This is a genomic window from Micrococcus sp. FDAARGOS_333, assembly GCF_002206575.2.
GTDB lineage: Bacteria > Actinomycetota > Actinomycetes > Actinomycetales > Micrococcaceae > Micrococcus > Micrococcus lylae.
Window position 1 is genome coordinate 2,605,764 of the sequence record NZ_NJFJ02000001.1, and the last position, 22,317, is coordinate 2,628,080.

The 22,317-nt window shown below is 72.0% G+C and carries 18 protein-coding genes and 1 tRNA gene; 7 read left to right on the top strand and 12 right to left on the bottom strand.

The window, feature by feature from the left end; translation table 11 throughout:
* The first annotated feature begins 22 nt into the window (after positions 1-22).
* The 5 genes from CEQ11_RS11625 (at position 23) to CEQ11_RS11645 (ending at position 6,108) form a co-directional block, all read left to right on the top strand.
* On the top strand, positions 23-550 hold the full coding sequence (locus CEQ11_RS11625) for a MarR family winged helix-turn-helix transcriptional regulator (RefSeq protein WP_227718862.1): 528 nt from the start codon (positions 23-25) through the stop codon (positions 548-550).
* Positions 547-1,092: a hypothetical protein gene (locus CEQ11_RS11630; RefSeq protein ID WP_227718863.1), complete on the top strand. Its 546-nt coding sequence runs from the start codon at positions 547-549 to the stop codon at positions 1,090-1,092. The genes CEQ11_RS11625 and CEQ11_RS11630 overlap by 4 nt, the downstream gene beginning before the upstream one ends.
* Before the next feature lie 171 nt (positions 1,093-1,263).
* Positions 1,264-4,599: an MMPL family transporter gene (locus CEQ11_RS11635; RefSeq protein WP_088478702.1), complete on the top strand. Its 3,336-nt coding sequence runs from the start codon at positions 1,264-1,266 to the stop codon at positions 4,597-4,599.
* Positions 4,600-4,703: 104 nt separating this feature from the next.
* Complete coding sequence (locus CEQ11_RS11640; RefSeq protein WP_088478703.1) at positions 4,704-5,681, top strand: aminotransferase class IV; 978 nt, start codon at positions 4,704-4,706, stop codon at positions 5,679-5,681.
* 148 nt (positions 5,682-5,829) lie between these two features.
* Positions 5,830-6,108, top strand: a complete 279-nt coding sequence (locus CEQ11_RS11645) for a DUF4235 domain-containing protein (RefSeq protein WP_088478704.1) — start codon at positions 5,830-5,832, stop codon at positions 6,106-6,108.
* 126 nt (positions 6,109-6,234) lie between these two features.
* Here the strand turns inward: CEQ11_RS11645 and mnhG are convergent, their stop codons facing one another.
* Genes mnhG through dcd form a run of 8 tightly spaced genes read right to left on the bottom strand, consistent with a single transcriptional unit; the run spans position 6,235 to position 15,040 of the window.
* On the bottom strand, positions 6,235-6,696 hold the full coding sequence (gene mnhG, locus CEQ11_RS11650; RefSeq protein WP_088478705.1) for a monovalent cation/H(+) antiporter subunit G: 462 nt from the start codon (positions 6,694-6,696) through the stop codon (positions 6,235-6,237).
* Positions 6,689-7,060: a monovalent cation/H+ antiporter complex subunit F gene (locus tag CEQ11_RS11655; protein ID WP_070640127.1), complete on the bottom strand. Its 372-nt coding sequence runs from the start codon at positions 7,058-7,060 to the stop codon at positions 6,689-6,691. The genes mnhG and CEQ11_RS11655 overlap by 8 nt, the downstream gene beginning before the upstream one ends.
* On the bottom strand, positions 7,057-7,722 hold the full coding sequence (locus CEQ11_RS11660; RefSeq protein ID WP_070640123.1) for a Na+/H+ antiporter subunit E: 666 nt from the start codon (positions 7,720-7,722) through the stop codon (positions 7,057-7,059). The genes CEQ11_RS11655 and CEQ11_RS11660 overlap by 4 nt, the downstream gene beginning before the upstream one ends.
* Positions 7,709-9,337 carry a Na+/H+ antiporter subunit D gene (locus CEQ11_RS11665; protein WP_193763051.1) on the bottom strand — a complete coding sequence of 543 codons (1,629 nt, stop codon included), beginning with the start codon at positions 9,335-9,337 and terminating at the stop codon, positions 7,709-7,711. Before CEQ11_RS11665 ends, CEQ11_RS11660 begins: the two co-directional genes overlap by 14 nt.
* A 2-nt stretch (positions 9,338-9,339) precedes the next feature.
* Positions 9,340-9,936: a Na(+)/H(+) antiporter subunit C gene (locus tag CEQ11_RS11670; protein ID WP_088478706.1), complete on the bottom strand. Its 597-nt coding sequence runs from the start codon at positions 9,934-9,936 to the stop codon at positions 9,340-9,342.
* Entirely contained in the window at positions 9,933-13,112 is a 3,180-nt protein-coding gene (locus CEQ11_RS11675) for a Na+/H+ antiporter subunit A (RefSeq protein ID WP_088478707.1), read from the bottom strand. Before CEQ11_RS11675 ends, CEQ11_RS11670 begins: the two co-directional genes overlap by 4 nt.
* A 40-nt stretch (positions 13,113-13,152) precedes the next feature.
* Positions 13,153-14,454, bottom strand: a complete 1,302-nt coding sequence (locus CEQ11_RS11680; protein WP_227718864.1) for an MFS transporter — start codon at positions 14,452-14,454, stop codon at positions 13,153-13,155.
* Positions 14,455-14,458: 4 nt separating this feature from the next.
* Positions 14,459-15,040: a dCTP deaminase gene (dcd, locus tag CEQ11_RS11685; protein ID WP_067189675.1), complete on the bottom strand. Its 582-nt coding sequence runs from the start codon at positions 15,038-15,040 to the stop codon at positions 14,459-14,461.
* 109 nt (positions 15,041-15,149) lie between these two features.
* On the opposite strand from dcd, the gene CEQ11_RS11690 reads away from it, so the two are divergent.
* Both CEQ11_RS11690 and CEQ11_RS11695 read left to right on the top strand, forming a co-directional pair.
* Positions 15,150-15,220 (top strand) — tRNA-Gly (locus CEQ11_RS11690).
* A gap of 79 nt (positions 15,221-15,299) precedes the next feature.
* The gene (locus CEQ11_RS11695; protein WP_088478708.1) at positions 15,300-16,301 is read left to right on the top strand and encodes an AEC family transporter; all 1,002 of its coding nucleotides are present in this window, start codon (positions 15,300-15,302) and stop codon (positions 16,299-16,301) included.
* A gap of 166 nt (positions 16,302-16,467) precedes the next feature.
* Here the strand turns inward: CEQ11_RS11695 and CEQ11_RS11700 are convergent, their stop codons facing one another.
* The 4 genes from CEQ11_RS11700 to CEQ11_RS11715 all read right to left on the bottom strand — a co-directional run bounded on the left by CEQ11_RS11700 (position 16,468) and on the right by CEQ11_RS11715 (position 22,299).
* Positions 16,468-16,944: a flavodoxin domain-containing protein gene (locus tag CEQ11_RS11700; RefSeq protein ID WP_088478709.1), complete on the bottom strand. Its 477-nt coding sequence runs from the start codon at positions 16,942-16,944 to the stop codon at positions 16,468-16,470.
* A gap of 71 nt (positions 16,945-17,015) precedes the next feature.
* A complete protein-coding gene (locus CEQ11_RS11705) occupies positions 17,016-19,109 on the bottom strand; it encodes an NHL domain-containing thioredoxin family protein (RefSeq protein WP_070640110.1) in 2,094 nt (697 codons plus the stop codon).
* Positions 19,110-19,232: 123 nt separating this feature from the next.
* Entirely contained in the window at positions 19,233-20,105 is an 873-nt protein-coding gene (locus CEQ11_RS11710) for a hypothetical protein (RefSeq protein WP_088478710.1), read from the bottom strand.
* Positions 20,092-22,299 (bottom strand): cytochrome c oxidase assembly protein, encoded by a 2,208-nt coding sequence (locus CEQ11_RS11715; RefSeq protein WP_088478711.1) that lies wholly within the window; start codon positions 22,297-22,299, stop codon positions 20,092-20,094. The genes CEQ11_RS11710 and CEQ11_RS11715 overlap by 14 nt, the downstream gene beginning before the upstream one ends.
* Positions 22,300-22,317 lie beyond the last annotated feature (18 nt).

Genomic DNA, 22,317 nt, shown 5'->3' on the forward strand with positions numbered 1-22,317 from the left:
TGGGCGAGTAGACTCCAGGACTGTGAACTCCGTGCCCGACCCTCACGACCCCCTGCATGCGGTGACGACCGCCCTGCGGGACTTCGAGGAGAGCGCGGACCGGATGGTGGACCTGGCCGGACGCGCCGTCGGGCTCTACCGCACGGACCTGCGCGCCCTGAGCATCCTCATGCGCCGCGCCTCTGCCGGTCTGGAGACCAGCGCCTCGGACCTCGGCGGCCACCTGCGCCTCACCAAGCCCGCGACGACCGCTGTGGTGGACCGGCTCGTCGAGTCCGGCCACGCCACCCGCGCACGTTCCCAGCAGGACCGCCGCCGCGTGCTGGTCCACCACACCGACTCCGCCGTCCGCGACGGCATGGCGGCCTTCGCCCCCATGGGCGGCGCACTGCGCGCCGCCCTCGCGGACTTCACCGACGAGGAGCTGCGGACGGCCCTGCAGGTCATCCGCGCCGCGACCGCCTCGCTCACCGAGCTCGAGTCGACCCTCCCCGTGCAGGACTCCGCCGCGGAGCCCCGGGAAGACGCCCGAGAGGCTTCGTCCGCGTGAGCAGGTCGCCTGCCTCGGACGGCCGCGCAGCCTTGTCCCACGGCCCCGTCCTGATCGGCGTGGACGGCCGCTCCGGCTCCGGGAAGACCACCCTCGCGGCCGCACTCGTCGACCGACTCTCGCCGTTCGCCGAGGTCCGCCTGCTCGCCCTCGAGCAGATGTACCCCGGCTGGGACGGCCTGGCGGCCGTCACCGACGACGACGGGCCCTACGTGGCTGCGCTGCGTCACCTGGCGGCGGGGTCGCCTGCCGACGTGCCCACCTGGGACTGGCACGAGGGCCGGCCCGGCCCACGGCGGGCCGTGGCGCCCGCCGACGTGGTGGTCTGCGAGGGGGTCGGCGCGCTCTGCCACGGCGCCCGCAGCCTGCTGACCCTCGGCGTCTGGGTGGATGCCGACGACGCCGACCGGCGCACCCTCGCCCTCGCCCGCGACGGCGAGGTCTATGCCCCGCACTGGGACCGCTGGGCGGCGCAGGAGGAGCGTTACCTGACGGACCACTCCCCCGCGCACGCCGCCGGCCTGCGGGTACGCCTGCACTGAGCCGAGACCATCCCTGGACGGGATCTGATCTGGGACGATGTGGGCGAAGTCACCTGATGCGCCACCCCATTAGCGGAGCACAGCGCTCCGCTTACGAATATAGTGGGAGCGGCGACCTGTCCGCCGCCTCGCGCCTGACACACGTCTCGTCACGGAAGGCCTCCCCTCCTCATGGCAAAGCTCCTGTACCGCCTCGGCATCGCCTCGGCGCGGCGCCCGTTCGTCGCGATCGTCGCCTGGCTCGTGGCCCTCGCCCTCGCCGTCGGCTCCTTCCTCGCCTTCGGCGGCACCCTGTCCTCCGCCGTGGACATCCCGAACACGCGCACAGCGCAGCTGACGGACCGCCTCGAGCGCGAGTTCCCGGACGCGGCGAAGGGCTCGGGCAGCGTCGTCTTCGTCACCGAGGACGGCTCTGCGTTCACCCGGTCCCAGCGCCAGGAGATCGCCAAGCTGATGAAGGAGGTCGAGGGCGTCGACGTCGTGGACGAGACGCAGAACCCGTTCGCCCTCCAGAAGGAGCTGGACGACGCGAAGACCCAGGTCACCGACGGCAGGCAGGAGCTGGAGAAGGGCGAGAAGCGGGTCTCCGACGGCAAGGAGCAGATCGCCGACGGCAAGACCCAGCTGGCCGAGGGCGAGAAGCAGATCGAGGACAACCAGGCCCAGCTCGACGACGCGAAGACCCAGCTCGACGAGGCCGAGCCGCAGATCACCTCCGGCAAGGCCGAGCTGGACGCCGCCAAGGAACAGCTGGACGCCGGCAAGGCCGAGCTCGACGCCGCCAAGGAGCAGCTGGACGCCGGCCGTGCCGAGCTCGACTCCTCCAAGCAGCAGCTCGACGCCGGCCAGGCCGAGCTGGACTCCAAGGCGCAGGAGCTCGAGCAGGGCGAACAGCAGCTGGAGGCCGGGCAGGCCGAGCTCGATGCCGGGCAGGCCGAGCTCGAGAAGTCCACGCCGCAGCTGGACGCTGCGAAGGCCGAGCTCGACTCCTCGAAGCAGCAGCTCGACGCCGGCCAGGCCCAGCTGGACGCCGCCAAGGAACAGGCGATCGCCCAGGGCATGACCGAGAAGCAGGCCGAGCAGCAGTTCGCTGACCAGCAGGCCGAGCTGGACGCCGGCCGGCAGCAGTACGAGCAGGGCCTCGCCCGGTGGGAGGCCGGCCAGGCCGAGTACGAGCAGGGTGCCCGGCGCATCGAGGCCGGCCGCGCCGAGCTCGAGCAGTCCCGCACCCAGCTCGAGCAGGGCAGCGCCCAGCTGGAGCAGGGCCGCGCCGAGCTCGAGGCCGGCCGCCAGCAGTACGAGCAGGGCGAGGCCGAGTGGCAGGCCGGCAAGGCCGAGTACGACCGTGGTCTGGCCGAGTGGCAGGCCGGCAAGGCCGAGTACGACCGCGGTCTGGCCGAGTGGCAGGCCGGCAAGGCCGAGTACGACTCCGGCCGCGCCCAGTGGCAGCAGGGGCAGGAGCAGCTCGACGCCGGCAAGGCCGAGCTCAAGTCCAAGAAGGAGCAGCTCGCCCAGGCCGAGCAGGACCTCGCCGAGGGCGAGCGCCGGATCGAACAGAACCGCCCGCAGCTCGAACGCGGCGAACGCACCCTCGCCCTCACCGAGGACTTCCGAGCGGTCTCCGAGAAGGGCGACGTGGCCATGGGCCGCGTGGTCTTCGGCATGCCGACCATGGACCTGGAGACCGAGCAGAAGGAGGAGGTCACCTCCCTGCTGACCGACGCGGACATCGAGGGCGTGGACATCTACCCGGACCAGCAGCTCAACGCGTCCGTTCCGCAGGTGATGGGCCCGGCCGAGGTGGTCGGCCTGATCGTCGCCGCCATCGTGCTGGTGATCATGCTCGGCACGCTGGCCGCGGCCGGCCTGCCCCTGATCAACGCCCTGATCGGCGTGGGTGTGGGCGTCGCCGGCGCCCTGGCCTTCTCCGGCGTCGTGGAGATGATGTCCGTGACCCCGGTGCTGGGCATCATGCTCGGTCTTGCCGTGGGCATCGACTACGCGCTGTTCATCGTCAACCGCCACCGGCAGCAGCTGAAGGCCGGCATGCCCGTGCACGAGTCCATCGGCCTGGCCAACGGCACCTCCGGCAACGCGGTGGTGTTCGCGGGCCTGACCGTGATCATCGCCCTGGCCGCGCTGAACGTCACCGGCATCCCGTTCCTGGGCCTGATGGGCACGGTGGCTGCGGCCTGCGTGGCGATCGCCGTGCTGGTCGTCGTGACCCTGACCCCGGCTCTGCTGGCCCTGATCGGACCGAAGGCGCTGAGCAAGAAGGAGCGCGCCCGCGTGGAGGCCGGGGAGCTGCAGCCGCTGCACGGTGACAAGCCGACCCACGGCGGAGCCAAGCGCACCCGGATGTCCACCGGATCCGCGGTCGTGACCTCGCTCGCGGCGATCGTGGCCCTGGTGGTGATCGCCCTTCCGTTCGGCTCCATGCGCCTGGGCCTTCCCGACGGCGGCTCCGAGCCGGTCGGTTCCAGCTCCGAGCGCGCCTACACGCTCACCGGCGAGGCCTTCGGCGACGGCTACAACGGCCCGCTCGTGGTGACCGCGGACCTGCCGAAGGGCCTGTCCGGGGACGAGGCCTCGGACCTGCAGCTCACGGTCGCCGAGCAGGTGGCGCAGATGGACCACGTGAAGGCGGCGGTGCCCGCGGCCCTGAACGGGGACCGCTCGCTGGCCATGATCCAGGTCATCCCGGAGGAGGGTCCGAACGCGATCTCCACCGAGGAGCTCGTGCAGACCCTGCGCTCCACCGAGGCGGCGGGCGAGGCCACCGGCCTCGACGTGGCCGGCGTGACCAGCGGATTCATCGACGTCTCGGCGAAGCTCTCCGAGGCCCTGCCGCTGTACCTGACCCTGGTGGTGGGCCTGTCCCTGGTCATCATGGTGCTGGTGTTCCGGTCCCTGCTGGTCCCGCTGATCGCCACCGGCGGCTTCATCCTCTCGGTGTTCGCCGCGATGGGCGCGGTCGTGGCCATCTACCAGTGGGGCTGGCTCAGCTCGATCTTCGGCGTGCACTCCCCGGGCCCGGTGCTCAGCTTCCTGCCGACCATCATGATCGGCGTGCTGTTCGGCCTGGCCATGGACTACCAGCTGTTCATCGCCTCCGGCATGCGCGAGGCCTACGCCCACGGCAAGCCCGCCCGCGAGGCCGTGCTCTCCGGTCTGCGCGCCGGCCGCTCCGTGGTGATCGCCGCCGCGATCATCATGGTCTCGGTGTTCGGCGGCTTCATCTTCGCCGACGACGCGATGATCCGCCCGATCGGCTTCGGCCTCACCGTGGGCGTGCTCTTCGACGCCTTCGTGGTGCGCCTGCTGCTGATGCCGGCGGTCATGCACCTGCTGGGACCGGCGGCCTGGTGGCTGCCGGGCTGGCTGGACCGCATCCTGCCGGACGTGGACGTCGAGGGTGCCAAGCTCGAGGGCGACCACGAGGCCCCGGCCGGGGACCGCACGGTCACCGGTGAGATCCCGCAGGTCCAGGCCCCGCCCACGCACTGACCCTCCCGCCGCGTGCCCGGCCCCGCAGCAGGCTGCCGGGCACGCGGCGCCGACCGACGCCGTCGGACACGGCGCCGCCTGGCCCGGGCACTACCCTGGGGGCCATGAGCACCGTGTCCGGCGGCGTCGCCGCCTCCCGTGAAGTCCTCGTCCTGCTGCGTCCCTCCGGGGTCGCCGGGCTCGTCCCCGAACTCGCGGACCCCTCGGCCCCGCACCTCACCGTGAAGGACCAGGGCGTGACCCGCGGCGACGGCCTGTTCGAGACCGCCCTCGCGGTCCCGGGCGATCACGGCGCGCTGACTGTCCGCAAGCTCGGCGCGCACCTGGGCCGCCTGGGAGGCTCCGCCGAGATCCTCGACCTGCCGGTGCCCTCCCCTGCCCAGTGGCGCCAGGCGATCGACATGGGCCTCGCGGAGTTCGCCCGCTCCTGCCCCGGCACCGCCGCCACCGTGAAGCTCACCGTGACCCGCGGCCCGGAGACGGCCGCAGGCCTCGCCCCGCAGCCCACCGCCTGGGTGCTGCTCACCGCCACGGCCCTGCCGGACCCGTCCGTGCGTCCGGCCGGCCTGCGCGTGCTCCTGCTGAACCGCGGCCTGGACTCCCGGGTGGCCGACAAGGCCCCGTGGCTGCTTGCCGGCGCCAAGACGCTGTCCTACGCGGTGAACATGGCCGCCCTGCGTCACGCCAAGGCCAACGGCGCGGACGACGTCCTGTTCGTGTCCTCGGACGGCCAGCTCCTCGAGGGGCCGACGTCCACAGCGCTGCTCGTCCGCCGCAATGCCGAGGGCCGCCGCGAGCTCGTCACCCCGCTGCGTCAGCAGGGCATCCTCGCCGGCACCTCCCAGGCCGTGGTGTTCGCCGCCGCCGAGCGGGAGGGCTGGCCGCTGGGCTACGGACCGCTGACTCCGGCCGACCTGGAGGGCATCGAGGGCCTGTGGCTGGCCTCCTCCGTGCGCGGGGTGGCCCCGGTGCTCAGCGTGGACGGTGAGCCGATCCCTGTGGACGACGAGCTGACCGACCGGCTGAACGCGTGGCTCCGCGAGGACCGGGACCCGGGCGCGCACGCCGTCACCGTGGACTGAGCGGCGTCCGCCGGAGCCCTGCGGCCCGCCGCGGCTGACGGGGCGCGTCGCGTGCCGTGCCTGCGCGAGGGCCCCGCCGGTAGGCTGGGGCGCAGACATCCGCCGAACCGACCGTTCCGGCCCCTCGCCCCGAAGGAGAACCCCCTCCATGAACACCGTCCTGCAGAAGCTCCTCGCCACCGGCATCACCATCGCCGGAGGCATGGTCGGCTCGCAGCTGGTCACGACCGGCTGGCGCCTCGCCACCGGCCACGAAGCCCCGCGCGACGCCACCGACGACGAGCTGCCCCTGGCGGAGGCCCTGTCCTTCGCCTTCATCTCGGCCGGCATCTCGGCCCTGATCAAGGTCGCCGGCCAGCGCGGCGCCGGCACCGCCATGCGCCGCTTCGAGGCGAAGACCGCCACGAGCATCGACAACGAGGTCTGACCCTCACCGAGCCGCTCCTCGGCTCCCGCAGGGAGCCGGAGTGCTCCCACCCGCTGCACGATGACGGCGCGGCACCCGGTCAGGGTGCCGCGCCGTCGTCGTGGTGTCAGGAGGCGGCGGAGGACGTCAGCGGGTCCCGCCGTCCTTCCGGCTCACCGGGGTGTCGACAGGCTTCGGGGCGGAGCCGTCCGGGGAGACCACCGGCTGGGGCGCGGTGTCCGAGGGATGCTCGCTGTGCCGTCCCCGGCGGACGACGTCGGCGAGCTCGTCCCGGTCCAGCAGGTTGCGCTTGACGTGACGGGTGCGGTAGCCGGCACGTGCCACCAGATGGGCGGCCACGGGCGCGGTGATCATCTGCAGCAGCCACGCGAAGAACAGGATGGGCAGCCAGACCCACGAGCGCCACACGACGGCCAGGCCGGCGAGCATGAGCAGCAGGCCGAGGACCTGGGGCTTGGCGGCGGCGTGGATGCGGGTGAGCAGGTCCGGGAGCACCGTCAGGCCCACGCCGGCCACGAGCGAGAGGGACGCACCGAGGATCAGCAGCACGGCGGCGACCGTGTCCCAGAGCAGTGCAGTGTCAGCCACGGGACTCCTCCTTCACAGCCGAGGGCGTGCGCGGCGCGTGGTCCGCGGTGGAGGGGTCCGGGCGCATCTGTGCGCCGGCCTCCTGGGCATGGTCCGGACGGTTGTCCTCCACGAAGCGGGCCAGGGTCACCGAGCCCACGAATCCGACCATCGAGGCGAGCACGACCAGCACGATGGTGTTGGTGTGCCGGTTGACGGCCATCTCCAGGACCAGGGCGCCGGACAGGACCACGAGCAGCACGTCGGACCCGATGGCCCGGTCCAGCAGGGAGGGGCCACGGACGATGCGGAAGATCGCGCCGACCGCGCCGACCGCCAGCAGCAGGCCGGCCACGACGGCGGCGACGAACAGGGGCGTGCTCATCGGCGCTCTGCCTCCTCGGCGTCGGCGAAGGGACGGTGGATGTGCGGCGGATGGCGGCGGTACTCGTCCATGTCCTCGTACGGCGGGGCACTGTCCGGGTACCGGCGCACCAGCTCGAGGTCCGCGGCGGAGCCGACGGCCCGGATGATGCGGGCCTCCACGCGCAGGGCGTTGCGCCGGATGCGGTCGATGCGCTCCTCGCCGGCGGCGTCCAGGCAGTGCAGGTACAGGGTGGCGGTGGCGCGGTCCACGTCCGGGACGATCGAGCCGGGCACGAGGGCCAGAGCGTGGCTGGTCAGTGTGATGATCAGGTCGTCGTGGCTGCGCAGGCGGACCTCCACGACGGAGTGCCGGGAGCTGCGGGGCCGGAGGAGGACCACCATGGAGACGGCGATGGACGCCGCCACCACGTCCTTGAGGAAGGTCAGCGTGAACACCAGGATCCCCCAGGGATGGAAGCGCCCGGGGAACTGCACCGGCGGCAGCGGCAGCAGCCGCTTCAGCAGCAGGGCGAACAGCAGGCCCACGAGCATGACGCCCGGGGTGAAGTCCTGCCACAGGGCGCACCAGAGCAGGACCATGACAACCACCACCGGCCACTGCGTGAGCTGGGCGCGCAGACCGGTGGGGCGGGTCCGTGCGGTCGTGTCAGCGTCCGTCATGGCCCTCCTCCGTCGGGTCGTCCGCCAGGTCCTCCGCGGCCTCCTCGGCGGCGGCCTCCCCCAGCACGGCGGTGATGTACGGGGTGCGGTCCATCATGTCCTGGGCCGCCTGGTCCGAAAGGTCGTAGAGCGGGCCGGCGAAGACGGTGAACGCCACGCTCAGCGCGACCAGGCCGGCGGTCGGCAGGACCAGGCCCATGCTCAGCGGCTTGGGTCGGCGGCCAGAGGCCTTGGCCCGTTGGTAGGCGGAGACCAGCTGCGCCGGCGGGTGCTCGACGTCGTCGATGCGGCGCCAGAAGGCACGCGCCCAGGCGCGGACCACCACGAGCAGCGTCAAGAGGGACACGATCACGGAGACCGCGACGAGCACCCAGGCCAGCGGGGTGGCCTGCTCGACGCCGCCCGCCAGCAGGCCGATCTTGCCGAAGAAGCCGGAGAACGGCGGGATGCCGGCCAGGTTCATGGCGGGGATGAAGAACAGGACGGCCACCAGGGGCGAGACGAAGGCCAGCGAGCCGAGCCGGTCGATGTTCGCCGTGCCCGCCCGGTTCTCGATGAGGCCGGTGACCAGGAACATGCCGGTCTGCACGGTGATGTGGTGGGCCACGTAGAAGACCGTGGCCGCCAGGCCGAGCTCGGAGGCCAGGCCCAGGCCGAAGATCATGTAGCCGATGTGCGAGACGAGCGTGAAGGACAGGATTCGCTTCAGGTCCGACTGGGCGAGGGCGCCCAGGATGCCCACCACCATGGTCAGCGCCGCCACGACCATCAGGAGTGTGTTGACGTGCTCTCCCGGGAACAGCAGCGTCTCGGTCCGGATCAGCGCGTAGACGCCGACCTTCGTCAGCAGGCCCGCGAAGACCGCGGTGACGGGGGCGGGGGCGGTCGGGTAGGAGTCGGGCAGCCAGAAGGACAGCGGGAACACCGCCGCCTTGATCGCGAAGCCCACGAGCAGCATCACGTGCAGGACCATCTGGACGTCCGTGGGCAGGTCGCCGAGCTTGCCTGCCAGGTCCGCCATGTTCACGGTGCCGGTGGCCGCGTAGATCATGGCGATCGCCACGAGGAACACCATGGAGGAGATCACGGACACCACCACATAGGTGATGCCGGCGCGGATGCGCTGGCCGGTGCCGCCCAGGGTGAGCAGCACATAGGAGGCGGTCAGCAGGATCTCGAAGCCCACGTAGAGGTTGAAGAGGTCACCGGCGAGGAAGGCGTTGGACACGCCCGCCACGAGGATCAGGTAGGTGGGGTGGAAGATCGAGACGGGCCCGCCCTCGTCTTCGTCCACCACGCCCTGCGCAGTGGCGTAGAGCAGCACCGCAAGGGTGATGAGCGAGGAGATCACGAGCATCAGCGCGGACAGGCGGTCCACCACGAGGGAGATGCCGATCGGGGGGACCCAGCCGCCGATGTTCACCGCGGCGGCACCCGTCTCCCAGACGACGGCCAGCAGGCCGACGTTGAGCACGAGCGTCAGAGCGAGGGTCAGGATGGTGAGGGTGATCTGCGCGCGCGGACGGCGCACGAGCGTGAAGGTCAGAGCCGCGCCGAGCACGGGCAGCAGGACGGCCAGCGGGGCCAGGTCCGTCAGCGGTGTCGAGCCGAGCATGATCACGGGCGCTCACGCTCCTCACGGACGGTGCCGGCCGGGAGCGTCCCGTCGGTGACTGCGTGGTCCGCGGACGTGTCCCGGGACCTGCCAGCACGGTGGCCGCGGCGGGCGGACACCTCGCGGACGGCCTTGCGATCCTCGGAGGTGTGCTCGTAGTCCGCGTTGGGATCGCAGGAGTCGTCCAGGAACTCGGAGGTCTCCTCCTCGAGCTCGGAGTCCTCCTCCGCGTCGAAGGCCTCCTGGGAGGCCACCTTGACGTCCTCGGGGTCCACGGCCACGACGTCCTCGCGGCTGAGCAGCCAGGAGCGGTAGATCATCGCGACCAGGAACGCGGTGACGGCGAAGCCGATGACGATGGCGGTCAGCATGAGGGCCTGCGGCAGCGGGTCGGAGTAGGTCGTGGGGTCCTTGCCCTCGATGCGGATCGGGGCGTCGCCGGACCGGCCCCCGGTGATCAGCAGCAGCATGATCGTGGCGTTGGTGATCAGCATGATCCCGAACAGGATGCGGGTCAGGGTGCGCTCGAGCAGCATGTAGATGCCACCGGCGTACATCACGCCCATGGCGACCAGCAGGGCGAGGTCGATGCTCATCATCGTCCGGCCTCCTCGGCGGTCGTCGGGGCGGTGGTCGGGGTGCCGTTGCCGGCGGGGCCCTGCACAGGGGGGCGGCTGCGACCGGCCACGGCACCGGAGGCGCCGGCGCGGTGGTGGCGGCGCCGCCGGTGCATCCGGGCCTTCTCGCGAGCCATGCGGGCCTCGTCGCCGCGACGGTCGATCTCGGAGCCCAGGGAGCGGAGCACGTCCAGGACGAGGCCGATCACCACGAGGTACACGCCGATGTCGAACACGGTGGCGGTGACGAGCTTGACGTCCCCGAGCAGGAACAGGTCGTGGAACTCGACGTGCGCGGACTGCAGGACCTGCCCGCCGAAGAACAGCGGGAACAGGCCGGTCAGGGAGGCCAGGGCCAGGCCCGCGCCGAGGAGTACACCCGAGGGGACCCGGATCGCGTTCTGCAGCTCGTAGCGGCCTCCGGCGAGGTAGCGCAGGGTCAGTGCCAGTCCGGCCAGCAGGCCGCCGGCGAAGCCGCCGCCGGGGGTGTTGTGCCCGGCCAGGAGCAGGTACAGGGAGAACAGCACCATCGGGTGGAACATCAGTCGGGTGATGACCTCGAACACGATGGACCGGCGCTCCGGAGCCAGGGTGCGGCCTCCCTCGAGCCAGAAGGAGGAGTCGTTCACCGCGAAGCGGCGCACGGTGGAGAGCACGGCGGTGCCCATGGCGGACTCGGAGGTGATCCGGCCGACCGAGCCGGTCTTCACGTCGGCGAGGGCACGGCCACGACGGTCGCGGTGCTGGAGGAACACCAGGGAGACCACGCCGGTGGCGGCCGCCGCCAGCACCGTGATCTCGCCCCAGGTGTCCCAGGCACGGATGTCCACGAGGGTCACGTTGACCACGTTGCTTCCGTAGCCGTTCGCGTAGGCCAGCTCCGGCATGTCCACGGAGATCGGGGCGGCGGTGCGGGCGGCCAGCGCGGTCGCGGCCACCCACATCATCACCAGGGCGAAGGACACGGCGATCAACACCCGGGGCCAGCGGCGGCCGTGGCCCGAGGCGCGCCGGTCCCAGCTGGCCGGCAGGGAGCGCAGGCCGAGCACGAGGGTGACGAGGACGATCGTCTCCACGAGCACCTGGGTGATGGCGAGGTCCGGGGCGCCGCGGAAGGCGAAGATGGCGGCGGCGCCGTAGCCGGTGATGGCCACCAGCAGCGCGGCCATGAAGCGCCGGTGCGCTTTCACCGCGGCCACGGTGCCGACCACGATGGCCAGGACGACGAAGGCCTGCGCCGCGTCCTCGGCCACGACGATCTCCGCCTGCCTCCAGAGGGTCGCCAGAGGCCTCTCATGGCCGCCCGCGGGGAAGACCATGAAGTACAGCGGCAGCCCCAGGGCCACGGTGAGGATGATGCCCAGGTAGGTGCTCAGCGAGCCGGTCTGCGTGCGGCCGGTGACCCACACGGCGAGCGCGTCCAGCTGGTAGATGATCCGCTGGTAGACCTTGGACGCGTCCCAGGGGAACTGGACATGCTCCTGGGCCTGCTCCACGCGGGTGCGCTGCCACGCCAGCAGCAGGCCGAGCCCGATGATCGCGGCGGACAGCGCGAGGATCGGCGTCAGTCCGTGCCAGAGGGCGAGGTGGGCCGGTTCCTCGGCGCCGTCGAGCGGGTCCAGGGCACCGGTGTGGGCGGTGATGACCTTCTCGATCGGCCCCGGAACGAACGCCATCGCCACGCAGAGTGCGGTGAGCACCATGGACGGGCTGATCTCCAGGGCGGTGACCGAGGTGCGGAACGCGGTGGCAGGCACGGGGCGGAGCGTGCCGGCGTCGTCCTTCTCGTGCTTGGTGGCGAAGGCACCCCAGAGGAAGCGGCAGGTGTAGGCCACGGTGAGCACGGAGCCGAGCGAGAGGACCACGAGGGACACCCAGGCCCACACGGTCCCGTGGTGCTCGGCGGTGTGCTGGGCCGCTTCCAGCACGGACTCCTTGGCCACGAAGCCGAACAGCGGGGGCAGACCGGCCATGGAGGCGGCGGCCACGGCGCTCATGCCGGCCAGCACCGGGTGGCCGCGGCCGATCCCGGAGAGCGTCCGGACGTCACGGGTGCCGGTCTCATGGTCGATGATGCCGACCACCATGAACAGCGGCGCCTTGAACAGGGCGTGGGCGATCAGCATCGCCAGGCCGGCCATGGCGGCGTCCCTGGTGCCGAAGCCGTTGGCGACCATCAGGAAGCCGAGCTGGGAGACGGTGCCGTAGGCCAGGACGAGCTTGATGTCCGTCTGACGCAGGGCCCGGTAGCCGCCGACCAGCAGGGTGGCCAGGCCGACGCCGGTCACGAGCACCTGCCAGCTCATCAGACCGGCGTACGCCGGCGCGAGGCGCGCGACGAGGAAGACGCCGGCCTTCACCATCGCCGCGGCGTGCAGGTAGGCGGAGACCGGGGTGGGCGCGGCCATCGCCGCCGGCAGCCAGAAGTGGAACGGGATCTGCGCGGACTTGGTCAGCGCGCCGATGAGCACGAGCGCCACCGCCCATTCGGCGTAGCCGCGCAGGGCCGGGTCCGCCAGAAGCTCCGGGGCCGCGGCGAGCACACCGGAGACCTTCCAGGAGCCGGCCTGGACGCCGAGCATCAGCAGGCCGACGAGCATGGCCAGGCCGCCGAAGGTGGTGACGATCAGCGCCTGGATGGCGGAGCGACGGGCGAAGATGCGCTGCCCTGCGTAGCCGATGAGCAGGAAGGACAGGACCGAGGTGATCTCCCAGAAGGTGTAGAGCACCATCAGGTCGTCCGTGGTGACCAGGCCGAACATCGCTCCGGCGAAGGCCAGCAGCTGGCCGCCGAACACGGCGTCCTTCGCCTCGTGCTCCCGGAAGTAGCGGGCGCAGTAGGCCAGTACGAGCGCGCCGACGCCCAGCACGATCAGGGACATGAAGGCGGAGAGCGCGTCCATGCGGAAGCTGAGGGAGATGTCCAGGAACGGAACCCAGGGAATCTCCCGGACGAGGCCGTCCGCCTGCGCCGGGACGTCCGCTCCCGCGTCGATCGCCGACTGGAGCGCGAAGACGTCCGGCATGCGCGTCAGCAGCCAGACGAAACCGGCGGCCGGGACGGCGGCGAGGACATAGAACCCCTCACGTCCGGTGAAGCGGAAGATCCAGGGCGCCACCATGGCGACCGCAAACAGGGCGATCAGGGTGACGAGCATGGGGTCCCTTCGGCATCAGCGGGCGAGGGTACCGTCCATACTACCGGCGCGGTTCCACCTCTTTGACCGGACGGCGGGGGGTGTTCACACTGAGCAACAAGACTCCGCCGGCCAGGATGACCAGCACGATGGTCGGGATGATCCAGCGCTGGTCGCCGGTGATCGCCAGGGCCACAGAGGACAGAGCCGGGGTGATGAAGCCGACCGCACGGCCGGTGGTGGCGTAGAGGCCGAACAGCTCGCCCGCGGTCTGCGGGGTGGTGAGCCGGCCGAGGAACGCGCGGGAGGCCGACTGCACCGGCCCCACGAACAGGCAGAGGATCAGACCTCCGATCCAGAACGCGCGCGGCCCCTCGGAGAAGAACAGGCCCACGGCCGTGGCGCACATGGCGACGATCGAGCCGAGGATCACTGCGCGCGGACCGAACCGGTCATCCAGCCAGCCGCCGGCGAAGGCGCCCGCGGCGGCCACCACGTTCGCCACGATCGCGAAGACGATCACGTCGCCGTCGGCGATCCCGAAGACCGTGGTGCCGAGGGCCCCGCCGTAGAGGAAGACCGCGCCGACGCCGTCGCGGAAGACGGCGGAGGCGATGAGGAACTTCAGGGTGTTGCGGTCTTCCCGCCACAGGCGGCACAGTCGCTCCCAGAGCGCCCGGTAGGAGCCCAGCACGGTCTCGGCGGGCGCGCCGGCGCCCTCCTGTTGGGCCGCCGTCGGGCTGGGCACGGCGAACAGGACCGGGAGGGAGAAGACCAGGAACCAGACGGCGGCCACCACGGCCACGGCGCGGATGTTGAGGGACTGCTCGTGCGGGATGCCGAACCAGGCGGCGTCGCCGGAGACGAAGCCGACGTAGACGATGAGCAGCAGCACGATGCCGCCCAGGTAGCCGGCTCCCCAGCCGATGCCGGAGATCCTTCCGACGGTCTGCCGGGTGGAGATCTGCACGAGGATCGCGTTGATCTGCACCTCGGCGAACTCGAAGAAGACGGTGCCGATGCTCAGCAGCACCACACCGAGCAGCAGATGCTGCTCGTGCGGGGCCACGAAGAAGCTCAGGCCCGTCACCGCGATCACCACCGCCGTGTTCAGTGCCAGCCACAGCTTGCGGCGCCCGCCCTGGTCCGCGCGGCGGCCCAGCACCGGCGCGGTGAGCGCCACGATGACGCCCGCCACCGCCATGCCGCGGGAGAGCCACTCGGTGCCGCGGGCGTCCGCCCCGAAGGCCTCGGAGGACAGGTAGGTGCCGAAGACGAAGGTGACCATCACCGCGTTGAACGAGGCCGAGCCCCAGTCCCACGCGGCCCAGGCGGCCACCTGGCGCTTGCTCACCGCGGCCACGGTCTCAGCCCTCGATGACCGTGCGGTGGAAGTTCAGGTGCGCGCGCGAGGCCGTCGGGCCGCGCTGGCCCTGGTAGCGGTTGAGGTACGGGCCGGAGCCGTACGGGTGCTCGGCCGCCGAGGAGAGCCGGAAGAAGCAGAGCTGGCCGACCTTCATGCCCGGCCACAGCTTGATCGGCAGCGTCGCGGTGTTGGACAGCTCCAGGGTGACGTGGCCGGAGAAGCCCGGGTCGATGAAGCCGGCGGTCGAATGCGTCAGCAGGCCGAGCCGGCCGAGGGAGGACTTGCCCTCCAGGCGTGCGGCGATGTCGTCCGGGAGGGTGACCTTCTCGTAGGTGGCGCCGAGGACGAACTCGCCTGGGTGCAGCACGAAGGCCTCCTCCGGGTCCACCTCCACGAGGCGGGTCAGCTCCGGCTGCTCCACCGAGGGGTCGATGTGTGCGTACCGGTGGTTGTCGAAGAGCCGGAAGAAGCGGTCCAGGCGCACGTCGATGGACGCAGGCTGGACGAACGCCGGGTCGTAGGGCTCGAGGGCCACGCGGCCGGCGTCGATCTCGGCACGGAAGTCACGGTCGGAGAGCAGCACGGGTTCACCGTAGCGCAGGAACAGCGCGGATGTGATCCCCATCATGAGACGTGCCCGGGCAGAGGCGCGCCGGCCGACCGGCCGCGCGGTGTACAGTGGGGTGGCGTCTGCGGGCGTAGCTCAATGGTAGAGCGCTTGCTTCCCAAGCAAGATACGCGGGTTCGATTCCCGTCGCCCGCTCTCCGAACCGTTCGGCCCCGGAACCCCACGTGGGTCCGGGGCCGAACGCATGTCTGCCCCTGACGTCGAGGAGGTCCCCATGGCCGAGGTGCTCTCCGGATTCACCGTCATCTGGGTGATCATCGGCGTCGGATTCCTCACCGGCCGCACCGGCGTGCTGGGCACCGAGGGACGGACGGTGCTGTCCCGCACCTCGTTCTTCATCGGCTCCCCCGCCCTGCTGTTCACGACCCTTTCCCAGGCGGACGTGACCGCGGTGCTGGGGCCGCAGCTGTGGGTGGCCGCCGCCTCGGCGCTGGTGTGTGCCGCGGTGTTCATGCTCGTGGCGCGGTTCGTGCTGCCGTCCCGGACGGGCTCGGAGCGGGTGATCGCCGGCCTGGGCTCGTCCATGGTGAACTCGGCGAACCTGGGCCTGCCGATCGCCGCCTACGTCCTGGGGGACGCCGCCCTGGCCGCCCCGGTGATCCTCTTCCAGCTGGCGATCTACACGCCGCTGTACATCACCGTCCTGGAGGCCGCGCTGGCCGCGGAGTCCCGCCGTTCAGCGCTTGCCGATGACGGCCGCTCACCGTCCGCACGCCGCTCCCCCTCCACCTACGGCCGGTTCCGCCGAGTGGTGAGCCAGCTGGGGCAGACCGCGCGCAACCCGATGATCATCGGCTCGGCCCTCGGCCTGCTCTTCTCCGCCACCGGCTGGTCCCTGCCGGCACCGCTGTGGGACTCGGTGGAACTGATCGGCGGGTTGTCCATCCCCGCGATGCTCATCGCGTTCGGCATGTCCCTGGCCGACTCCCGGCCGCTGCGGAAGGCGGACGGCCGCATCGGGGACGCCGTGCTGGCCTCGGCCATGAAGCTGGTGGCGCATCCGGTGATCGCGTGGCTGATCGGCGCGTTCGCGGTGGGCCTGGGCAGCCGGGAGCTGATGATCGCGGTGGTGCTGGCGTCCCTGCCCACCGCCCAGAACGTGTTCGTGGCGGCCGTGCGCTACGAGACCGGCGTGGTGGTCGCGAAGGACACCGTCCTGGTGACCACGGTGCTGGCGATCCCGGCCATGATGGTCGTCGCCCTGCTCTTCGCCTGAGGCCGGCCCCGGTGGGCATGCTGCACCGCGCCCCACACCGCGTGCTGAACCGCGGCTTGGGGGCAGGACACGGGGTTCAGATGCGATCTCAACACCGTGTCTGCCCCTCACTTTCCTGGGGCGGCCGCGTAGAACGCCCTCGGCGCCTCACGCGAGCCGGCTACGGTCAGCGGGCCCCGTGCTGGACCAGTGCGGAGGCGTGGGCCTCGATGGCGTTCCAGTCGCGGAAGTCGCCGTACTCGCCCTTGGCCAGCTTGATCTTCAGCTTGTCCAGGAAGCCGAGGCGCTCCTCGGTGACCGCGCCGCGGAAGTACTCCACCGACCGCGGGCGGTAGGCCTCCAGCTGGATACGCAGCGCGTCGTCCAGCTGGGGAGATCCGCCGGAGACGACGATGTTCAACGGCTTGTCGGCCAACTCCGCGCGGCGCGAGTCCAGGAAGCGCTTGGCGTCGGCGGCCAGCTTGCCGGCATACACCGGGGCGCAGACCACGACGGCGTATGCGGTGTCCAGCCACGCCGCGGCGCCGGCGACGTCCTCGACGACGGTCTCCACGGCCTGCTTGGTGCGCAGGACCTGAGCCATGCGCTCGGCGATCTCCCGGGTGGACCCGTGCGAGGACGAGGTGACGAAGAGAGTGGTCATGGGTTCAGGAAGCCTTCGGTGTCAGGGGGCGTTTCTCCGGCGGCCCTGCGCGCAGGACACGGCCTTCCCGCTCAGTGTATCCCGCGCAGGTCCAGGTCCAGGCGGGTTTCCGCCCCCTCCGGCGCGGCCTCGGCCGCATGGACGGTCACCGGAATGCCCCAGTCCTGCTGATACAGGTGGCAGGCGGCATGGTCCGGGATCGGCTGCCCCTTCTCCCCGTCGCAGGCGGCGGCGCGGGCCGTGATGTGCAGGACGCCCTCGGCCACGTCCGGGTTCAGGCGCAGCGTGCGGGTCAGACCGGTGGAGGTGCCGGCGCCGTCCAGCAGCAGCTCCTCCGGAGAGGAGGACACCTTCAGCTGAGTCGGATCGCCCCAGCGATCGTCGAGCTTCTGCCCGGACGGGGCCTCGAAGCCGACGGCCAGGCCGAACTCGCCGGCCACCACGGGGGTGCGCGGGCGCTGGGTCTGGCGGGCGCCCTCGTCCACGGTGAGGTACTCGTCCGGCACGGCGATCCGCTCCAGGCGGTGGGCGTTGGTCTCCACCACCACGATCGACGCCGCCTTGCCCTCGGCGTCCACCTCCACGAGCACATCGGAGGGCTCGGCCAGGCCGCGGGCCACGGTGGACAGCGCCGCCTGGGTCTCGCGCCCGGCGGCGTCCGTGCCGGCCGGGGTGAAGCGTCGGACGGCGCCGTTGTAGGTGTCCGCGACCAGCACGGAGCCGTCCGGCAGCGCGGTCACGCCGAGCGGGTGCTGCAGGCGCGCCTGCTCCGCCGGGCCGTCCACGTAGCCGAAGTCGAACAGGCCGGTGCCCACCGCCGTGGACACGGTCCGCTCCCCCGTCCCGCCGGTGACCGTGCGCAGCGCTGAGGTCTCGGAGTCGGCCGCCCAGAGGGTGCCGGCGGCGTCCACGGCCAGGCCGGAGGTCTGGGCGAACCAGGAGCGCTCGGCCGGGCCGTCGGTCAGTCCCTCCAGGCCGGTGCCGGCGAACAGGGACAGCTCGTCGGCCACCGGGTCGTAGGCGTGCAGCTGATGGGTGCCCGCCATCGCGATCACCACGTGGCCGGCCGCCTCGTCCCACACCACGTCCCACGGGGAGGAGAGGGACACCCCGGTCGGCTTGCCCTCCAGCGGGCCCAGCACGACGACGGCACCCTCCTCGTCCGCGGGCACCGCACCCTGCTGCTGGGCCGGGTCGGCCGCCTCGGCGGCCTTCGCCGCCGCGGCGACGCGCTCGCCGTCGATGAGGGCCTGCACGCCGTTGCCGGCGAGCGTCCGGACCTCGCCGGTGGCCAGGCTGAGGCCGCGGAGGCGGTGGTTCACGGTGTCGGCCACGACCACGTCGTAGCCGACCTGCGCGGCCACCTCGGCCGGCAGCAGGGCCAGGCCGTTGGGCTCGTTGAACAGTGCCTGCTCCGGGCCGCCGTCGGTGTGGCCGCGGGTGGCAGGGGTCGGGAAGGCCAGGTGCGCGGCCTCGTCGGGGGCGTCGGCGGGGTCGCCGCCGCCGATGGCGCGGATCGGGGTGCTGAGGTCCGCGTCCAGCTCGACGAGGCGGTGGTGGCCGGTGTCCGCCACGAGGAAGGTGCCGGGGCGGGAGCCGCGGTCGGCCAGGGAGATCGCCTTGCCCGGGAAGCGCAGGTCGCGGGCGACCGGCTCCGGGGCGACATAGGGGCCGTCCCCACGGTGCAGGGTGCCCTTGGCCTCGTGCTCGGCGACGAGCTCGGCCACCAGGGAGCGCAGGCCGGCCACGTGGCCCTCGCCGGAGAGGTGGGCGGCGATGTAGCCCTCCGGGTCGACCACCACGAGGGTCGGCCAGGCGCGGGCCGAGTAGGCCTGCCAGGTGGTCAGCTCCGGGTCGTCCAGCACCGGGTGGGCGATCTCGTAGCGCTCCACGGCGGCGGCCAGGGCGTCCGGGTCGGCCTCGTGCTCGAACTTCGGGGAGTGCACGCCGACCGTCACGAGGACGTCGTGGTAGTCCTCCTCCAGCGGGCGCAGCTCGTCCAGCACGTGCAGGCAGTTGATGCAGCAGAACGTCCAGAAGTCGAGGATCGTGATCTTGCCGCGCAGGTCCTCGAGCGTGAGCTCCTTGCCGCCGGTGTTCAGCCAGCCGCGGCCGACGAGCTCGGAGGCGCGGACGCGGGGGCCGGGACGAGAGATGCCAGTCATGCCCCCATTGTCCCGCGCGCTCGGGCCCGAGCCGCAAGTTCGCGGACACATTCGGACGGCCGGGCCCCCGCCACAGCACGGCGGGAGCCGACGGGACGCCGGTCCGCCCCTCGGTCCGCCGGCTCAGCCCGCGCGCTCGGCGGCGGCCACGATCTCCTCGGCCATGATGGTGAACTCCTTGTCTCCGGCGGCCTGCTGGCCCACGAAGGACACCATGACCACCGAGTCGGCGGTGGTGGCGGTGAGCACCTGCGCGGTGAGCGTGTTCTCCTCGTCGCTCGCGGGGTGACGGGTCCAGGTGATCGCGGACTGCGCCGGGGTGCCGTCGGACAGGTCGGGCTTCTCGGTGGTCAGCACGTAGTCCACGGTGCTGTCCCCCTCGGTGACCGTCATGGTCATCTCGGAGCAGTCGGTCAGCAGGGTGTTCACGGTCTGCAGGTGCTTCTCCACACGCTGGCGGGCGGGGCCGTCCAGCCTCGCCACCTCCACGGTGCCGGTGCCGGTGAACGAACCGGCGCCCACGTCCACGCGGGAGACCTCCTCCTGGTCCAGCAGGATCGGCGAGAAGTCCAGAGCGTTCAGCGGTGCCTTGCACTCGCTCGGCTCCACGGTGGTGCGGGAGGCGTCGCGCAGGCGCGCGGCGTTGTCCTCGCGGGTCGTGGAGATCTCCTCGTCCGTGGCGGCACGCTGGCGGACGAAGCCGAAGGATGCGGCGCGCTCGGCCGCCGCGGCGGCCATCCGCTGGTCCTGGCGGTCGCCCAGGTCCAGCTGGTCCACCACGTCCGCGGCCTCCTGCTCGGAGGCCGGCTCCGGCTTCGCGTCGTCTGCCGAGGCGTCCCCGTCCTGGCCGGCCGAGGCGGAGGCGCCGTCCGGGGCGGAGGTGCCGGCGCCGTCGTCGTCCCCTGCGGCGCAGCCGGTGAGGGCGAGCAGCGCCGCCAGGGCCAGGCCGGCGCAGCGGCGGGCGGGCAGGCGGTCGGCGGTGTCAGCGGCGGCCATGGCGGTCCTCCTGGTCGGCGAGGTTCGAGTACATCTGGTTCCAGGCGGCGAGCTCGGCGTCTCCGTCGCGTTCGGCCTTGCGGTCGTACCGCTCGGCGACCTTGCGGTCGTCGAGCGCCCACAGGACGGCCACGGTCACGGCCATCGCCACGGTCGGGAACTCGCCGATGCCCCACATCACCGCACCGCCGATCTGCTGGTCGGCCAGCGCGTCCGGACCCCAGGGACGGCCCATGTTGCCGAACCAGTCGGCCTGCATCAGTCCCGTGGAGGAGGTCATGGCCACGCCGATGAACGCGTGGAACACCATGGTGGCCAGCAGCACGACCAGGCGGATCGGATACGGCGGGCGGTTCGGCAGCGGATCCGCGCCCACCATCACCAGCGCGAACACGAAGCCCGTGAGCAGGAAGTGCACGTTCATGAACTCGTGGCCCACGTGGTATTCCAGCGCGAACCGGAAGAAGTCCGTGTAGTAGAAGACCAGGATCGAGCCGGCGAAGTTGGCGCCCGCCACGATCGGGTGGGTGATGAACGCCCCCCACCGGGAGTGCACGACCCACAGGATCCATTCGCGCGGGCCGCGCGTGTCGTCCGTGCGCACCGGCAACGAGCGCAGGGCCAGCGTGATCGGTGCGCCGAGAGCCAGGAACAGCGGCGCGATCATCGTCAACGTCATGTGCCCGACCATGTGGGCGGAGAACAGCACACGGCCGTAGACGGCCGGGGCGCCGGAGGTGGCCCAGGTCAGCACCACGAGCCCGAGGATCCAGCAGATCGTGCGCAGCACGGGCCAGGAGTCCCCGCGGCGGTGCAGCTGCACCGTGGACCGCACGTACCAGATCGCCAGGAACACGCACACGGCCACCCACAGCCAGTCCCAGCGCCACAGGTCGAACCAGCGGGCGCCGGTGAGCTCCGGGGGCAGCTCGTAGCCGGTGAGGATGCGGGCCGGGCTGGCGCCGTCCGGCAGCTCCTCCGGCTTCGGCGGCGCAGTGCGGCTGAGGACGGCGGAGACGCCCATGACGGCGGACATCACCACGGCCTCCACGGCGATCAGCTGCCACAGCAGACGGCGGGCCGGACGCGGGGCCTCGGCCGCGGCGTCCTCGCCGGCGCCGCCACGCAGCTGCGGAATGATCCAACGGCGGTGGGCCAGGCCGATCAGGCCCAGGAGCACCACCGCCAGGAACTTCACGGCCACCAGGCCTCCGTACGGGGTGAGAAGCTGGTGCAGGTGCTCCACCCGCAGGGCGGCGTTGACCACGCCGGACAGGGCCACGGTGAACAGGCCGAGTCCGGCGAGCACCGAGTAGCGGGACAGCACGGTGTGCACGAGCGGGGCGGATCCCTGACGGCGGTAGGTGGTGCGGCCGGTGCCGCCGTCCGGGCCGACCAGCGTGGGGGCGATCAGGGCGAGCACCAGCAGGCCGCCGACCCACACCACTACGCCGAGCAGGTGCAGACCGATGGAGTTCACGGCCGCCATGTGGTCGTCGCCGCCGGCGGCGTGGCCGATCAGTGCGAGCGGCACGAGGGCGATCATCGCGAGGATGCCCACCCAGAACAGGCCGCTGTGGGAGCGCACGGCCACCGCCAGTGAGGTCACCACGGCGGCGATGACGGCCACCCAGAACCAGGCCTGCCCCACCGAGATGGACACGAAGTAGGCGACGAGCCCGTCCGAGAAGGCAGCGCCGGCGCCGAGCGGGATGCCGGCCAGGTCCGAGTAGGACAGGATGCCCACGGCCAGCGCGCACAGGGTCCACACCCCGGCGGCCACGGAGGCCACCAGCATGGTCCGGGTGAACGCGGGGTGCTCCGGCAGGCGCTCGGCCGGCGGGTCGTCCTTGCGGCGGCGCGGGGCACGGCCGCCGGTGTGCGGCGGCAGGATGGCGGCGGCGAAGATCAGGGCGCCGATGGTCACGGACATCGCCATGTTGGAGCCGTACTCGACGATCGGCACGCCCCAGCGGGTCAGGGCACCGGGGTCGGACAGCTCGCGGGCGGCGGAGACGCCGGTGAACCAGGCGGCCAACACCAGGGCCAGGGCACCGGCGGCGGCCACCGCCGGCCAGGTCCAGACCGGGAGGGCGCGCTCGGCGCCGCCGGGGACGGTGGTGTTCCCGGCGGGCCGGGAGCCGTCGCGGGCGGCGCGGTCCCCGTGGCGGGGTGCGGTCTCGGTGGAGGGCATGGGTCCTGTCTTCTCGCG

Excerpts from the sequence above, each read along its gene's own strand:
- CEQ11_RS11655 (WP_070640127.1), bottom strand. The coding sequence starts at position 7,060 with ATGAGCACGCCCCTGTTCGTCGCCGCCGTCGTGGCCGGCCTGCTGCTG.
- CEQ11_RS11660 (WP_070640123.1), bottom strand. The coding sequence starts at position 7,722 with ATGACGGACGCTGACACGACCGCACGGACCCGCCCCACCGGTCTGCGC.
- CEQ11_RS11710 (WP_088478710.1), bottom strand. The coding sequence starts at position 20,105 with ATGGCCGCCGCTGACACCGCCGACCGCCTGCCCGCCCGCCGCTGCGCC.
- CEQ11_RS11675 (WP_088478707.1), bottom strand. The coding sequence starts at position 13,112 with ATGCTCGTCACCCTGATCGCCCTGTTTGCGGTCGCCATGGTGGCGCCC.
- CEQ11_RS11715 (WP_088478711.1), bottom strand. The coding sequence starts at position 22,299 with ATGCCCTCCACCGAGACCGCACCCCGCCACGGGGACCGCGCCGCCCGC.
- CEQ11_RS11665 (WP_193763051.1), bottom strand. The coding sequence starts at position 9,337 with ATGCTCGGCTCGACACCGCTGACGGACCTGGCCCCGCTGGCCGTCCTG.
- CEQ11_RS11700 (WP_088478709.1), bottom strand. The coding sequence starts at position 16,944 with ATGACCACTCTCTTCGTCACCTCGTCCTCGCACGGGTCCACCCGGGAG.
- CEQ11_RS11670 (WP_088478706.1), bottom strand. The coding sequence starts at position 9,936 with ATGATGAGCATCGACCTCGCCCTGCTGGTCGCCATGGGCGTGATGTAC.
- CEQ11_RS11705 (WP_070640110.1), bottom strand. The coding sequence starts at position 19,109 with ATGACTGGCATCTCTCGTCCCGGCCCCCGCGTCCGCGCCTCCGAGCTC.
- CEQ11_RS11635 (WP_088478702.1), top strand. The coding sequence starts at position 1,264 with ATGGCAAAGCTCCTGTACCGCCTCGGCATCGCCTCGGCGCGGCGCCCG.
- CEQ11_RS11695 (WP_088478708.1), top strand. The coding sequence starts at position 15,300 with ATGGCCGAGGTGCTCTCCGGATTCACCGTCATCTGGGTGATCATCGGC.
- CEQ11_RS11640 (WP_088478703.1), top strand. The coding sequence starts at position 4,704 with ATGAGCACCGTGTCCGGCGGCGTCGCCGCCTCCCGTGAAGTCCTCGTC.
- CEQ11_RS11645 (WP_088478704.1), top strand. The coding sequence starts at position 5,830 with ATGAACACCGTCCTGCAGAAGCTCCTCGCCACCGGCATCACCATCGCC.